The 15,385-nt window shown below is 64.8% G+C and carries 9 protein-coding genes; 3 read left to right on the forward strand and 6 right to left on the reverse strand.

Going from position 1 to position 15,385, the window contains the following annotated elements:
* The first annotated feature begins 97 nt into the window (after nt 1–97).
* Both ACW73L_RS03985 and draG read left to right on the forward strand, forming a co-directional pair.
* Nucleotides 98–718 carry an HAD family hydrolase gene (locus tag ACW73L_RS03985; protein ID WP_498920116.1) on the forward strand — a complete coding sequence of 207 codons (621 nt, stop codon included), beginning with the start codon at nt 98–100 and terminating at the stop codon, nt 716–718.
* 122 nt (nt 719–840) lie between these two features.
* A complete protein-coding gene (draG, locus tag ACW73L_RS03990) occupies nt 841–1,749 on the forward strand; it encodes an ADP-ribosyl-[dinitrogen reductase] hydrolase (RefSeq protein ID WP_498920117.1) in 909 nt (302 codons plus the stop codon).
* 89 nt (nt 1,750–1,838) lie between these two features.
* Here draG and ACW73L_RS03995 read toward each other — a convergent pair whose 3' ends face one another.
* The 3 genes from ACW73L_RS03995 to ACW73L_RS04005 form a co-directional block, all read right to left on the reverse strand.
* Complete coding sequence (locus ACW73L_RS03995) at nt 1,839–7,964, reverse strand: DUF7379 domain-containing protein (RefSeq protein ID WP_498920118.1); 6,126 nt, start codon at nt 7,962–7,964, stop codon at nt 1,839–1,841.
* A gap of 144 nt (nt 7,965–8,108) precedes the next feature.
* Nucleotides 8,109–8,900 carry a caspase family protein gene (locus tag ACW73L_RS04000; RefSeq protein WP_498920119.1) on the reverse strand — a complete coding sequence of 264 codons (792 nt, stop codon included), beginning with the start codon at nt 8,898–8,900 and terminating at the stop codon, nt 8,109–8,111.
* A gap of 529 nt (nt 8,901–9,429) precedes the next feature.
* Nucleotides 9,430–10,533, reverse strand: a complete 1,104-nt coding sequence (locus ACW73L_RS04005; protein ID WP_498920120.1) for a glycosyltransferase family 2 protein — start codon at nt 10,531–10,533, stop codon at nt 9,430–9,432.
* Nucleotides 10,534–11,047: 514 nt separating this feature from the next.
* Between ACW73L_RS04005 and ACW73L_RS04010 the strand changes: the two genes are divergently transcribed.
* Nucleotides 11,048–11,299, forward strand: coding sequence for a hypothetical protein (locus tag ACW73L_RS04010; protein WP_498920121.1), 252 nt, complete (start codon nt 11,048–11,050; stop codon nt 11,297–11,299).
* 241 nt (nt 11,300–11,540) lie between these two features.
* Here ACW73L_RS04010 and ACW73L_RS04015 read toward each other — a convergent pair whose 3' ends face one another.
* The 3 genes from ACW73L_RS04015 to amrS all read right to left on the reverse strand — a co-directional run bounded on the left by ACW73L_RS04015 (nt 11,541) and on the right by amrS (nt 15,383).
* Nucleotides 11,541–12,503, reverse strand: coding sequence for a patatin-like phospholipase family protein (locus tag ACW73L_RS04015; protein WP_498920122.1), 963 nt, complete (start codon nt 12,501–12,503; stop codon nt 11,541–11,543).
* Between the two features lie 322 nt (nt 12,504–12,825).
* Nucleotides 12,826–14,151, reverse strand: a complete 1,326-nt coding sequence (locus tag ACW73L_RS04020; protein ID WP_498920227.1) for a cation diffusion facilitator family transporter — start codon at nt 14,149–14,151, stop codon at nt 12,826–12,828.
* A gap of 134 nt (nt 14,152–14,285) precedes the next feature.
* Nucleotides 14,286–15,383: an AmmeMemoRadiSam system radical SAM enzyme gene (gene amrS, locus ACW73L_RS04025; protein ID WP_498920123.1), complete on the reverse strand. Its 1,098-nt coding sequence runs from the start codon at nt 15,381–15,383 to the stop codon at nt 14,286–14,288.
* Nucleotides 15,384–15,385 lie beyond the last annotated feature (2 nt).

Below are 15,385 nucleotides of genomic sequence, written 5' to 3' on the forward strand. Positions count from 1 at the left end.
AGCCACTGCAGCGTGCGAGCATCGGGAAGGAAACGCCGCCCGCACGCTACAATACGCGGACGTCACAACCATCAGGTCAGTGGAGATTCAGTAAGCGATGATCCGACCGACGATCGTTCTGTTCGACCTCGGCAAGGTTCTCGTCGACTTCGACTGGCAGGACGCCTTGCAGCGCATCGCGGCGGATGCCCGCGCGACACCCGATGAAATCGCACGCTTCATCGCCTCGACGGATGTCATGCGACGGTACGAACACGGGCACATTACGAGTGACCGGTTCTTCGAAGAGGTTCAACAGGGCATAGGCTATCGAAGCGACAGCGAGACCTTTCGCCTGGCGTTCAGCGATATCTTTTCCGAGATCACGGACATGGTCGCCCTGCACTCCCGCCTTCGAGCGGCAGGGATTCGCAGCTGGATCTTTTCCAACACCAACGACTGGGCCGTCACGCAGATTCGAGCCCGCTTTCCGTTCTTCGCCCATTTCGACGGATACTTCCTGTCCTACGAACTCGGAGCGATGAAGCCGCACCCGGCCATCTACGAAGCCGCAGAGAGGTCCACCGGCTGCCGCGGAGGCGAGATTCTGTATATCGACGACCTCCACGAGAACGTGGTGGCCGGCGCGCAACGCGGCTGGCAGGTGATTCACCACGTATCCACAGACGCGACGATCGCGGCGGTCGAAGCGCGATTGCTGGCCCCGTTCGCGGCTTGACTCCCGCGCGCCGAACCTGATGCGACGACGGTCCGAAGCCCGGTGCGGCCGCATCCGACGGAACAGAAAGACATCTGGCCCGCAGGGCCGGCCCACACGCCCACCCGACCCCGGAGCAGCCGATGCCCGAAATTGATCTACCCCTGCGACGTCGAGCGCTGGGCGCCTACCTCGGCCTGGCCGTCGGCGACGCCCTAGGGGCAACCGTCGAGTATCTGACACCGGAGGAAATCCGCGAGCGGCATGGCATTCACGACCGCATGATCGGTGGCGGTTGGCTGGAACTGAAACCGGGTCAGGTGACGGATGCGACCGAAATGTCGCTGGCGCTGGCCCATGCCCTGATCGCACACGGCGGATGGGATCTGAAGTCCGTGGCCGACGGCTTCGTGGACTGGTTTCGGGCGCGCCCGGTCGATGTCGGCCGCGCCTGCCGCCGCGGCATCACCCGCTACCTGCTGCATGGCACTGTGACCGGCCCGGTGAACGCGCGCGATGCCGGCAGCGCGGCCTGCGTCCGCAATCTGCCATTGGTCCTGCTGAACCTGGACGACGAGTCAAGGCTGATGGCGCAGACGCTCCAGCAAAGCCACATCACGCACAACAACCCCTATTCCGACGCCGCGACCCAGGCGGTCGCCCTGATGGCCCTCGCACTGCTTCACGGCCAGGGCCTGGCTGCGTGCCAAGCGATCGCGAGCCGGCTCGTTGCAGCCCATCCCGCGTTCCGCTTCGACCCGTATCCGGGTCGCGCCGGTGGCTACGTCGTCGAAACATTTCAAACGGTTTGTCACTTCGTCTTCACGACGGACTCTTTCGAATCGTGCGTCATGGGCGCCGTGAACCGCGGCCAGGCCGCCGGCACCGTGGGCGCCTTGGCGGGCATGCTGGCCGGGGCCCACTACGGTGCCGCAGCCATACCCCATCGCTGGCTGGAGCGACTCGATACCGAAGTCAAGTCGCGCATCCTGGAACAGACACGCGCCCTGTTGCAATTGGGCCTGCCCGACCGATCGCCGGCCCGACCATGAACGCGGTCCGACAGGATCGAGGCAGCCAGGCTACCGGTTCGCGTACGGCACCGTAGGGAAGACGACGGTGGAAGGCGGTACCCGGATGCTTACCGCCCTGGCTCCTCGCCGTCCGGCGGTGCGTCGTTCGCTGCCTCCCCTGAGCGATCCGGGACCGGCACGGCCTCCGCTGACGCCCCGTGGCCGGGGTCGGCCATTCCGCCGAGTTGGGCGGCCAAACGGCGTAGCACGGCACTGCGCGCACGATCGCCCTTTTCCACCTTTTCGCCCCGTGCCTCCAGGAACTCAGCCAAAAGCTGAAGCTGCGTTACGACCGAATCGAGCTGACGTCCCGAGGCCGACAGATCCTTAAACGCACCCCGATAAACGGCGAGCAATCGATCCGCATCCTCATCCTGCGCGCGCTCCGAGCGCGGCGGCTTCCGGTCGAACAACCACTCGGTGACTGCCGTGTCCGCCGCCATGACGCCATCGAAGAAATCGTAGGTCGCGGCGAAACGGCTCCGGGCCGCACGCTCGCACCGGGCCAGCGCGACTCGACACGCAGCGTCCGCAGGGGCACCGAGCACCGCATCGAGTTGCAGGCGGTTGAGGCAGGCGTAGGGATTCCAACCCGGCACGGACGGGTCGCCTTCACCACGGGCATAGGCCTCCCGAGCGTTTTTCAGGCTGGCTTCAATTGCTTCCCAGCCATGCCCCGCCCGCAAGGCGACGGCGGCAGCCTGCTTGTACGCACTGCCGAAGATAGACTGCCGCTCGACGTTGAGGGGCACCGCGGCGCCGGATGTAAGATCCTCCAGGGCTGTAATGCGCTTGACGGCACTGCGGGCGAGCCGCTGGGCTGCGTCGAGATCCTGATTCGAACCGGGCATGCTCCGCCATTCCCCTTCACGCGCCTCGAGGTTGATCAACTGTTCGATAGCCGAGATCGACGCCGGCGCCTTCGACGAGTCTTCGGCCAGTGCTGCCTGGAAAGCCAGCCGTGCGGCCTCCGATCCCTCCGGCAGGTACTCCGCATAGAGCCGGGCGCAGGCTTCCAGCACATCCGCACGCGCTTTCCAGGGCTCCGGGACCTTGCGCAAGCGATTCGTCACGCGCCGCTTGATGCTGCGGAAGTCCGTGCCCTTGCCTTCGCCTACTCCCGCCTCGACGCGGCGCTGCGCCAGCCAGTCCAGCAATTGCTCGGGCGTAACCAGCCGGTCCATGTCCGAGGCCTCGGTCGAGACCGTGGCGAGCCGGAACTCCGGATCGCCATACGCCTGATAGGCGCCCCAGGTATTGCAATCGGCGTGCAGTTGGAATGTAGTCCGGCGAGCCTCAGACAAGGCTCGACCAAAGGACAATCCGCGCCCCACCATCTGTTGAAAAAAGGTCTCGGCAAAGGTACGCGCGGCATCGTCCCGCACTTCCCAACCGGCAGCCACTACGCCGCGAACGCCCATCTCGATCAGTTCGCGGGCCAGACCCGCCGCGAGCCGGTTGCCACCCTCGCCAACCCCGGCCCGTGCCAGATGGCAACAGTTCAGGAACACCAGATCCGGCACCGTTGCCATCAAACCGATCTCGGCGGCGGACAGCAGCAGTCCGTCCGACAACACGACGCCGCTGCGGTAAGTGCCATCCGCGGCCCGCTTTCCGAACACACCATGGGCATCCACGACGAGCACCCGATAGGGTTCGGCCAACAGCTTCGCGAAAACCTCAGCCGCTCGGGAGTCGGGCGGTACTGCTTCGACCGCATAGCCGGCTGCCTCCAGCGCTCCGGCGATGACCTCGCCTTCGCGGACCGCCCCCTTCAGTTCAGGCAGTCGGTCGGGTAGGGGCTGACCGTCCACGCCGATTTCCGGCTTCCAGCCGGGGCCGCCGAACTGCGCATGGTAGCCCTCGGTACTGGGGTTGGAGATCACCAACGCGGTCAGTTTCTCGGCACGAATCACTTCGCGCCGGAAGCGGGCCGTCAGAAACTGCCTGACGACCTGTGTCTCGGTCACCCACGGGGTGCCGTCCACCTCCAGCATTTCCCACGGCAGATTCGCGGTCGCCTCGTCGACCATCAGGATCAGATTGGGCGCGCGCCGCAGAGAGGCCTTGAGTTCGAGCGGCACCAGCATCGGAAACAGCGTCGCACCGAACCCGCTGCGGGCGACGTAGACGGTGCTGGCCGGGCCGGTCAATGCATCGCGGACCAGCTTTTCGATCAGCCCGGGCTGGCGTTGCTGCACGATAACCTCGGCGCGGGCTCGCTCACCCAGATAGGCATAGCGCAGACGTTCGGCGAACGACACGGTCGGTGCCTGGTCGAGACCGAACGGTAGACCGGACAGTTCGGGCTGTCCTCCCCGATCGCCAATCCCGTACAACCCGAGCAGGCGGCGCATCGCATCCGGCGGAATCGGATTACGCCAGCGCGGCGTGTAGCACTCCGGTCCGCACCCCAGCTCGTCGCGATCGGCGTCGGTCACCGTCAGACGCGGCCAGTAGTCGGCAAACGGCATCACATCGAGACGGTGGCGCGATCCGTCGCCGCGGGACAGTTCCGCGGCCACCTCAAGCCGAGCGCCGAGCCGTTCCAGTTCGCGACCCAAAGTCGCTTCGAGTTCGCTGACCGCTCGGGCCGCTGCAATCGCCGTGTCTAGGTACAGTTCCACCAGTTCCAGACCCGCGACATAGGCCCGGGCATTCCGTCCCCCGGGCGCGTTCAGCGCAAAGTCGCGGTTGGCATGCAGCACCCCGAGCACGATGGCCCGAACGGCCTCGCCGACCTCCAGTTGCGAAGCAGAATTCGTGCCGATCAGCACGCTCGCCAGACGCAGCGGCAGCGGCCCGCCGTCGGCGACGACGCCATCCTGCTGGACGCACTCCTCGCTGTAACGGTTCGACGCGTGCAACAGGTAGCTCAGCACGCCGCTGCGCACGGCCTCGGTGACATTGTCCGCCGCCAGTCGCCCCATCTCACCCAACCCGACGACGATGGCGCCACGCCCAGTGCGCCGCAGACGCTGGGCGGCAGTCCGCGGCATCAGCACGACGGTTGCCGTCCCGAGTTCCCCGGTACGGATGCCAAGCCGATGACGCTCGCTGAGCGCTCCAGCCACCAGATGACGGTCGATCACGCCTTCCGCGCCGGCGATCGGATCGCCGCGATAGTGGCCGCACATGACCGGAATCTGGACGAATCGCAGATCGATGCCGCGCACCATCACTTCCAGCACTCGCTCCGCGCGGCGGGGCTTCAGCGTCGCTGGCCGACTGCCCAGCAGGCGCATCTGCACCTCGGTGGCCGTGGGCCACCCCGGGGGCGGACCGGGACGGCGCGTGGTCACCGCGCCGTCCACGATCTCTCCGGCTCCGCGGGTTACCGGCAAGCGCTTCAATCGAGGCATCCGACCTTCCAGCAACGCCTCGATCTCACCGAAAAACCGGGGCGTACTGGTCAGGCCCATATGGTCGGCCTCCATTAACCAGTAGTTCTCGTCGGGCAAACCGCGCAGTCGACCCGATGCCCATGTCACGGAGCCGTCGCCGAAGGGCGTTTCGGCGATCAACAGCTCTCGCATGCGGCCGTCGGGGGTCCATAACGCCGACAGTCCGCAGGGCGTCGCATCGGCCAGGCCGAAGACGTAGGCGATCCGTTCGCCATAGTGGCGAACCCAATCGGTGTCCGCGAGCGAGTCCCAGAACTTCGCCGTTTCAGCCAGTGCCGCCGCGGATGGAACGCCGCAGAGATTCCGGCCGAACCAGAAATCGTCGTTGACCTCCTTGAGTCGCTCCCACTCGGCCCGGTCATAGAAGCGCTTGCCGGCATAGCTGCCGGCGTCGACGAAATCCGGAGCCGGCAGTAGGTTAATCGCTCCGCCGTAGCCGCTGACGATGGCCAGGACTTCGTCCATGTCATGTTTGAGATCGAAGCGCGCCAGCGTGCGTATCGTGCCGGACAGGCCGAACAGGGTCTGCACCATCAGGTGTGAACCATGATTCGGCGTACCCATCATGATCAATCGGTTACCTTCGCGACCGAAAAAGTCCGCGCGTAGCTGCCGGCTGGCTAGCGCGGCCCTGACCACCAGCCCCCCCATGCTATGGGCCAGAATGCGGATGGGCTGCGTTTTGTGCTCGCTCAGCACGGTCGTCAACCGCGCCGCGAATTCGCGTCCGAGTTCGGTAACTGGCTTGCGCCAGTCGTAGGCGCAGGTCTCGACGTAGTAGCCGCGGGCGGCAAGATGTTCCTCGAGCTTGCCATACGCCATCTCGACCACGCCTTCGGGGATGGCGGGCTTCCCAGCGGCAATTTTCTCCAGACCGCCGAACACGAGATCGTCCGGGTCGACCCAGACGTGATCCTTCTTCCCGCCCCGCGCCACATAGAGACTGCTGCCCATGATTCCCGGCAGATAGACGACCACCGGGCGGGAATTCTTCGGCGGCAGCGCGACGGGACCGCCGCGGAATACCGGCTTTGCCGTTCCCGGCAATACCAAGGACAGGGGTTGCCACTCGGCCAGCTCCTCGGGCCGTTCCTCGACCAGCCAGCGCACCATCGCTTCCGGCAGCGGGCGACGCCCGGTAGCAGTCGCATCGCGAAAGTAACGGAAGTGATTGACCTCAGTACCCTGCACGAAAATCGCCTGGGCTTCCGCTCGCGGCGCAATACCGGCGTACATCGACGCGCTGTCCACGACCAGATCGTTGTCCAGCCGATCGAAAAACATCCAGTCAGTGAAGGCCAGCCCGATCCGCTTTATCCATCCGCCGCCGTCGATGTCGCCCGCGACGATCGCCATCGGCAGGGTGCGGCACGGAGCCAGCCCCAGAAACATGCCCATCGGGGCCTCGGGCAGCATCGCCTCGATCCCGGGGACCACCTGGGGCTGAAGCCGCTTCTCGGCGATTTCGAGTACGACACGAGCCAGGCACTGCAGCCAGCGATCGGCCGCGGCTCGGGCCGCGACGCCGGCCGCCGGGGTTGCGACGAGACCAGCCACCGCACCGCTGGACCAGGCGCCAAACTTGCGCACCAGGGTCAGCAGGCCCGACAGGAACACATCGAGATTGTCGGACAACAACGCGGTACCGCGCGCCGGGCAGGCGACCCGAACGTAGCGATCGATGACCAGCCGGCGCTGCCGCAGCATGGTCAGCAGTTGACGCAGTTTGTCACGCTCCTGCTCCGCGGCGGCTTCGCGCCATGCTTTCAGACGCGGATCGGCATCCTCGGCCGCAATCTCATCCTGCCGAGGCCGGCGACGATATCGTTCGATCAAGGCGTCGAACGGCGCCTTCGTATCGTCCGGGTTCACGCACAGGAGGTCACCGACGAGCCCACCACGCGAATGGGTCACGACGCTGATCCTCGCTCCGTCGGGCAACTCGGTCAGCAGTTGCAAGGCGTTCTCGATCGGACTTTCGGAGAAGGTTCGGTGCTCGAATCCGTAGATGTGCTCGCCGAAGTGTTCCAGCAGCCCCGCCCAGGCTGCACTGGCTGGGAGTTCGCCGAAACTCCCGAGCGTGTGGGAGCCCGTGCCGTGAATGAATACCAGGGCGGGCGTGCCCCCGCCGGCGAGGACTCGCAGCTTGTCGCGGTCCATGCGATCGGCCGCGGACAAGGCTTCGCCGTTACGCCAGCGGTACAAGCCCGGCTCCGCGGCCAACCGGCTCTCGACGGCCCACATCAGGGCCTTGGCGCCGGCCCATGACGCGCCGGCGACCGCCCAGTCAGTGTGTTTAGTGCCGATTTTCTCGCCCAGCCACTCCTCGGCCTTATCGCGAGCGGCATCGAGTATGGCATCGGGTTCGATTGCCAACTCGGTCACTTGCCGCCAGAGCCAGTCACCTGTCCCGCGCGTGGCGGTCGAGCGCTCGCGCAACCGCGCAAGGTCGACTGCGCCGTCGACAGCGACGGCCTCCGGGTGCAGGCGCGCGAGACGCTCGGCCAGCGCGTCGGCCCGCAGGAAAACGGTGGTGCCGTCGGACGCTTCCAGCGCAAGGAGACGGCTGTCGGCCGCCGCCTCGGCCTGCTCGGGCGCGTCGGCACTGCGGCTCGCCGGCGCCAGCGGCCAGCTCCGTACAGCCGTGACGTTAGGCAGCAACTGCAAGAAGTCGCCGCCTTCCCCGCGATTGGCGGGCCGCATCAGCACGGTGGGCAGGTTGGCGCCATCGTGGACGGGCGGCGCGGACAGGGGGAAACGCAGTTTGAGCGGTGCGGCGGAACGGGTCATGGGAACTCCTTCTCAAAGCGGGCTCGGACCTTGCCAGGGCGGGTAGCCGCCCCGGGTCCGGGGAGGTGTCAGGGCGTGCCGTCACTGGCAGCGCAAAGGGTCTGCACCGGCTCTACGCCCACACGCCGTGGGCCGATCAGCGTTTCATGCAAAAACCGGCCATTTGCGCGCTCCGGCGGAACCGAAAAGCTGGGGGTTCTGGGGTAACTGATTCGTCGGCAGATAAGCCGGGGTGATCTTCTTGAACCAGTCACGGTAAGTTGCCTCAGGTTCGAGGCGAGCCAGCGTCTTCAGCGCATAGAAGGTGAAGGCGCCGTTCGGGCGGTTGTTGAAACGCGTATCCCAGCTGTATTGGGTATCGAGACAGCCCGCCATAAGAAGATCGCCCGTGGTGCGCGACATGCCGCCGAGCAGCTTCCTGGGTGTTTCAGCGGGCAAGGCGACGCCTTTCAGCCACGCTTCCGGCGGCAGGAAACGCGCCCTGGGCAGACCAGGATCGAGGTCGGCGGCATCGCCCTTGGTGACGCTGCCGGAATGACAGCTGTCGGAGATCATCAGCAGCCGAACACCCCGCGCGCGCTTGCTGAACAGCTCCCGCAACTCATCGTCCAGCAGCGCCTTGCCCTGGCCGATGTCCCACGGGCAGAGCGCTTCGTCGCGACCGTCGGGCTCATCGCCGTCCGCGTCGGGCACCCAGGTACCGTGACCGGAATAGGTCAGCACGATGCGGTCGCCCGCGACGGCCTTGTCGACCAGATCGCCGATTGCGGCCACCATGTTGGCCTTGGTTGCCTGGCGGTCGATCAACTGGGCCACCGCAAACCCACGGTTCGCCAGCACGGCAGCCCAGTCATTGCAGTCGTTGACGCAACCGGACAGGTCGCTGTCGGTCCCGGGGTAGTCGTTGATACCGATGCACAGGGCGCGCTTGGTCATGGCGGTCTCCTCGCAGTTGGGGTCAAGCGAAGCCGCGCGGTGGGACGGATAACCCCGGACTAGCTATCGTCATTACCGCCGTTATGGCGGCTCGACGACGTCCCTCAGGAGCGGCGCTCGATTCCCTGTCGCCGGACCATGACCCGATGGGCCCCACCACCCATGGAAGGCTGGAGCATGCGCCGCGGGCATCGTGTTGTCAACGGGGCACCGCACGCACCTGTTACAAGGGATTTCTCAAATAGGATCAGCGACCTGATGGGGAGGAAAGAGCCGAGATGCGACAGTCGGAGCGAAAAGTACCTGGGCACCAGCAGACCAGGCATGCGAGTTGGCGGTCATGCCCTCAAGGGGGGTTGAATGAACCCATTGATCGGAGCCAACCACGATCGCGGCTCTGGAGTGAGACGTCGGGCCTGGAGCGGCGCGAATTCAATTCAACCGAAGGCTGCGACGAACCCCTGCCGTAGCCTTTAGGACGTCTCTGCAGCGGGGAAAAAGCGAACCGTCGCTGCGAGCCCCTCGCGGCCTATCCGCGCCGCAGAGGAACTTCAGAATCCAACAGCCGCGGATGCCTGTGATTTCTCGAATAGGCACGCGGAAGGCGCGGAGCCATCAGGTTGCGCGCAAAGATGGACACGATGCGCCGCGGCGACAGACGGTCCGTACCCTGCTGTTCGCTCCGAAGCTTGCGCAGCGCTGCGTGGCCAAGCCGATTCAACACATAGGGAAGATCGCGCGAATGCGTCAGGGCGTAACGCAGCGCCGCCCCATAGTTGCGGCCGCGCAGGGCAAGGGCGAGTTCCACGTATGCCTTGACGTGATGCAGGTTTCTGATTTCCTGTCGCAGCAGACCCGCAGCCCCATTGAAGCGGTCCACTCGATCGTGTTCCAGCAACAAACGGCACCGCTGCAGGCGATTCGTTACCGAGCGTGCCCCCTTCGACATCACCCCGATCGAGCCCGGACGAGCGACGGTATAGCGGTAATGCGCGCGGGGACTGAGGACATAACGCGCACCCCAGAGCAGACACTCGGCATGGAACATGCCGTCGTAGTTGCTCGTCAAATCAGTGCGGTAGCGAATGCCATACTGATTCAGGAAATCGCGACGAATCAGCGGTTTCAAATATCCCACCCCCATACGGGGCCGGCCACCGGGATCGACCGCATCCAGTTTCAGGAACTCCTCGAACGAGATCGGACCCTCACGGCGGACGCGATCCGGGCCCAGGCACAGCCCCAAGGAGCGACCTGTTCCGTCTTCGACCAGTTGCAGGTTGTCGGCAAACAGATCCGCACCCCACCTCTCCGCTGACCTCAGCAAAGTCTCCAAGCGCCTCGGCTCGTAAGCGTCGTCCGCATCCAGCACGGTAATCCAATCACCGCGCGCGACATCGAGGGCACTGTTGATGCAGACCGCCCCACCTCGATTCCGCGGCTGTCGCAGTACCGTGAAACGCTGATCGCTCGCCGCGATGCGCTCCGCAATCGCAGCCGTACCATCGCTGGAACCGTCATCGACGACGATCGCTTCGAAGTCATGGAAGCTCTGGCGCTGCAGCGAGTGCAGCGCCTGCGGAAGACTGGCTTCCGCATTGAATGCGGGAATGATCACGGATATTGCCGGCATAAGCAGCTCCAAACTATCGATGATGGGATAGGGCGCAGAGACAGCCGAGAATTGCGTCGCTCCCTGCGTCCTGACATCAAGCAGAAATCACGCCAGACGCTTCCGAGCGCTTGGATCCCGCGTGGCGCCTGGCTCAGACTACCGGTCGAAGTTACCGGCGGCAGAAATTGTAAATTCGGCTGACACTCGAAAGGCTGTTTTGCAGCTCCATCGCGAGACGAGCAATCAACCTGCGGCGGGAACCTGCTCTTCCGTTGGAGCAATCAACAACACGGGAGCGATCTCGGTATTGGGCGACCGGGACGGCCCGCGCGGCACCATGATCCGCAATGCCGCGCAGCGGCCGGCGGTGGTTACTGCCAAGGCCACAGCGCGCAGCCGGTGACTTCGCCCGGAAGCCAAACCGAGCCGGCGCTGCTGACCCTCCTCCAAAAATGTTAACCTTGCGCCAATCGTCGGCGCCGTTTCGCAGTGTCAGGGCGCCGGCCTTCGACCACTTGCCAGAGGATCTCGAATGCAACAACCGCAAGCTCACGGCTTGACCTCCACGCTTCACGCACTGGTGGATTGGACTCAGGCCCGACTCAGTGAACGCGAGTCGTGGGATGGAATCACGCTGATCGTCCTCAGTTTTCTGGTGCTGATGTTCTCGTCACTGATCGTCTACATCGCGTGGGCCGGCATCGCCTACGGCGGATGGCTGACTTGGCAAAAAGGCAGTTGGAAACGGTTGACCGGCCGTCCCGACATGGGCAACTTGCCCTGACCCGAGGCCGGCGATGAGTCGCGGGCCCTCTGGGCGCCATTGCCCATCGCTCGCAGCAAAGCGCCGCCCGACGGGCCCCCGGCACGCGAGATCGACACCCCGGTTAAGCCTGACGCCCCGCGAGGGCTGTTCGGCGCGCGTTAAGGACGGACAGGCGTAGGAGGCACCGGGCAATTGGGGAATGCGCCCGACGACACGGAATCGGGCCCCGAATTGGCAAGACCTGCCGTGACTACCCTCGTCACAGAAAGATGGCGGCGTGCTCGTGGCCGTAGGCCATCATCTCCTCGATGAAGGATGGCGAATTGACGAATGCCGACCCCGAAGGCAGATCCTTCCGCATAGGCATCGTCTTTACGGTAACCGGCCGATACCGGCCGGCATCGTTTCTGAGTTGCCCGGATGCCAGCCACTCGTTGACCTTCCCGATGAAATGCAATTCGTGCTCCACCAGCGCGTTCTGCCATAGCTCATCCTTGCGGTCTTTGCGTTCCGCCGGAGATTGCGGAATGGCCTCTCGTCGCTTGGGAAAGTGCTGGACGAGCCAGATCTCGTCCACGCCATAGTCGAGCAGCGGAACCAGCGGCGGATTCGTTCCCCAGGCACCGTCGCAGTAGACCCCCTGATTCGGGCCATCCTCGATCCGGGTCAGGCCATTGACCTCGTCGAGCGAACCTGAAGCGAGCAAGGCCTCGAGCGAAAAATCCCTTTCGGTGAAAACCTTGATATCCCCGGTCAGCACATCCGCCGCGCCCAGCGCCAGGCCCGGAACGCGCTCGGCGCGATCACGCAGCGACCGCAGTTCCTCCACCGGGATGTAGGCGAGGACCCACTCCTTCATCAGATAGCGGAGGAAGGGTTGGACGATGTTGGCCGAGTATGCGTCGTAAAGCGGGTTCAGACGCCCGAGGCTGTCAAGCAGTTGCTCGGTGCGAGCGACACCGGCATTCGGGACCATACCCCAGGCAAAATGCAGCCACTGCCGCTTGAGGATGTCGGGCAACTCGGCCACACTCCCCTTCAGCGTATGCCCCCAGCAAGCCGCGGCGACCAAGGCACCGGCCGATGTTCCCGAGAATGCGTGGATATCGTGGTCGACGAAGGCCCCTTCTTCGACGAGACGCCGGACCGCCCCGGCAGCAACGGCACCGGCGGGGAAACCTCCGCCCTGAAAGGCCAGCGCAATGCGCGCTCTTCGCTTCATGCTGCTGTCTCCTACCTGAAGTCCTGAGTGAGCCAGGGGATAAAGGGGCGGTGACGGTCATCCAGAGAGGGTCCGGCCGCCGCTACCGCGGATGTATCCTGCCTGCCCCCTGGAATGCAATCGGGGCCGGGCCGGTAGCGACGCGGGTATGGATGGGGTCGAACCGCGTGCCCGTCGGCAAAAAGACATTCCAGCGGAACCCTCCGGGTCAACGACAGCACGAAACGAAATGCGCCAACGCCCCGCGTGTGGGATCACCGTCGATCCGGTGCCGAACGCCAACCGGGGGTTCAAGGATAAAGCAACTCGGCGACACTGGTCATCATCCGCCGCAGGACGACCTGCCTGTCGGGTCGCGGCCGGCCGACACGATCTCATGTGCAAATGAAGCAGGATCGTCGAGCGGTTCAAGATGGGTGACGATCAGAAGATTCGGTAGTGCCGCGCGGAGGTCATTTTCGATGATCTGCACCAGATCATGGCCCTGCTGGACGGTCATGGTGCCCGGAACCAGCACATGGACCGTGATCAGGCGCTGAGAACCCGCACTATGCGCCCTCAGATCATGGAAGCGAACGCCCTGCCGGCGATAGGTGTCCAAAATTCTCTCGACTGCAGCGCGTTCTGCCGACGGAATCGCCGGCCCGACCAGGCCCGAAAGCGACCGCACGATCAACTGCACTCCAGACCGGATGATATTCAAGGCGGCCAGCATGGCGATCGTCGCGTCCAGCCACAGCCAATCGGTCAGGACGACGCCACCCAAGCCCAGCAGGACCGCACCGGTTGTCCAGACATCCGTCATCAGGTGCTGGCCGTCCGCCTCCAGCGTGATCGAGTCGTGCCGGCGGCCGGCACCGAGTAGAACGCGAGCAACGAAGAAATTGATGAGGGTTGCGACGATCGCTATCGCCAGACCGATGTCGAGAGCCGCCAGCGCCCGGGGCTGGAGCAGACGTTCGATGGCGGTCCACAAGATCCCGAATGCCGCCAGTAGAATCAGGGCACCGGTAAAGCCGCTCGAAAAATACTCGGCCCGCCCGTGTCCGAACGGGTGCGTCTCGTCGGCAGGCCGCGCCGCGACGGTGAGGACGACGACCGCGAAACCCGCGCCGGCGAGGTTCACCACGGACTCGGCGGCATCGGATAACAGTGCGACGGACCCGGTCAGCAGATACGCGCCCGTCTTGAGAGCCATCGTAGCGACCGCGGCTAGAACCGACAGCCACGCGTAGCGCGTCAGGGAACTGGCCGGTATGTTGCCGTTGGCCTCCGTCCCCGGCTCCAGAGCACCATTGAGGGGCCGGACATCAGCCGACGGCCCTTGCCGGAAGGCCCCGAGGGAGCGGAATCCCCGTGCGAGCCCTATCGGTCCCGCTACGGCCAGCGACCCGCCGCACAGTGCAAGCAAGCCTTCGTCCCACGGTAAAGGAGCAAAGCCGAAGGCTCGCGCGAGCCACGGAACCTGAACCAGAATACCTGACGCGAGCAGCATCGCGACTCCGACAAGCCTTCCAGAGCGTGTGGCCGCGCGGGTCAGCAGCACTGTTGTCAACGCGCTGGCGCACGTCAGAACGACCATCGCACGCGCCTGACCGATACGACCGCCCGTCAGCAGGCTGCGCTCGTAGCCCCACAGCAGAAGCACTGTCAACAGGACCCCGATAACCGCGGGCAGCCACCAGACCCTGCACGCATGGACTGGTGACGGGCAGGGCTGCGCCATAGCCTACCGCCGTTGCGGCGCCGGCAAGGCGGGTCCTGCAGGGAGCGGGGCTGACATCATGTCCGGTGTGCCAAGCTGACGGGAGTCCGCCGTGCGCCCCAATCGCCCGGGGAAGCCTCGAACACACCGGCACACGGCTCCCCGCACGCACTGCACGTTCCCTTGGGGGTCAGATTCCATTCCGACAGTTCATACCAGTCGCGGCCAATCAGCAACTGGCCGCATTTGTGGCAATACGTGCTGTCGGCGGCCTTGTCATGAACGTTGCCGACGTAGACATAGCGCAGGCCGTTCTTCAGTGCGATGCGCCGCGCTTCGGAAAGCGTCGAGCGGGATGTCGGGGGCGTGTTGAGCATTTTCCAATCCGGGTGGAACGCCGAGAAATGCAGCGGGACGTCCGGGCCCAGGCTTTCGACGACCCACTGGGTCAGGGCTTCCAGCTCCTGCTCCGAATCGTTCTCCCCCGGGATCAGCAGCGTCGTGATTTCCAGCCAGACCCTGGTTTCATGGCGGACGTACCGCAGCGTTTCGAGCACGGGTTCGAGATGACCACCGCAGACCCGGCGGTAGAAGTCTTCCGAGAACGACTTCAGGTCGATATTGACCGCATCCATGTGAGCGTAGAATTCGGCGCGGGGCTCCGGGCACTGATAGCCAGCGGAGACAGCCACGGACAGGATGCCCAGCGCATGGCAGGCCTGCGCAGTGTCGATGCAATACTCGTGAAAGATGACCGGATCATTGTAGGTGTAGGCAACGCTGCGACAGCCGAAGGATTTGGCCGCTGTGGCAATCGCCTCAGGGCTGGCCTGGTCCATCAGGGAGTCCATCTCACGCGACTTGCTGATGTCCCAGTTCTGACAAAACTTGCAGGCCAGATTGCAGCCCGCCGTGCCGAAAGAGAACACCGGCGTGCCGGGCAGAAAGTGATTCAGGGGCTTCTTCTCGATCGGATCGATGCAGAAGCCGCTGGAGCGTCCGTAGGAGAGCAGCATCACGCTGTCGTGCACATTTCCGCGCACGAAACACAGGCCGCGCTGTCCCTCGTGCAGCTTGCACAGGCGCGGGCAGATGTCGCACTGCACGCGTCCGTCGCTCAATTTGTGCCAGAAGCGGGTCGGGAAGCCTTCGTTAGGATCGATAAGCGTATCCATGG

Source organism: Methylolobus aquaticus (genome assembly GCF_054172105.1).

Coding starts and splice junctions, on each gene's coding strand:
- ACW73L_RS04010 (WP_498920121.1), top strand. CDS start 11,048: ATGCAACAACCGCAAGCTCACGGCTTGACCTCCACGCTTCACGCACTG.
- ACW73L_RS04005 (WP_498920120.1), bottom strand. CDS start 10,533: ATGCCGGCAATATCCGTGATCATTCCCGCATTCAATGCGGAAGCCAGT.
- amrS (WP_498920123.1), bottom strand. CDS start 15,383: ATGGATACGCTTATCGATCCTAACGAAGGCTTCCCGACCCGCTTCTGG.
- ACW73L_RS03985 (WP_498920116.1), top strand. CDS start 98: ATGATCCGACCGACGATCGTTCTGTTCGACCTCGGCAAGGTTCTCGTC.
- ACW73L_RS04015 (WP_498920122.1), bottom strand. CDS start 12,503: ATGAAGCGAAGAGCGCGCATTGCGCTGGCCTTTCAGGGCGGAGGTTTC.
- ACW73L_RS04000 (WP_498920119.1), bottom strand. CDS start 8,900: ATGACCAAGCGCGCCCTGTGCATCGGTATCAACGACTACCCCGGGACC.
- draG (WP_498920117.1), top strand. CDS start 841: ATGCCCGAAATTGATCTACCCCTGCGACGTCGAGCGCTGGGCGCCTAC.
- ACW73L_RS03995 (WP_498920118.1), bottom strand. CDS start 7,964: ATGACCCGTTCCGCCGCACCGCTCAAACTGCGTTTCCCCCTGTCCGCG.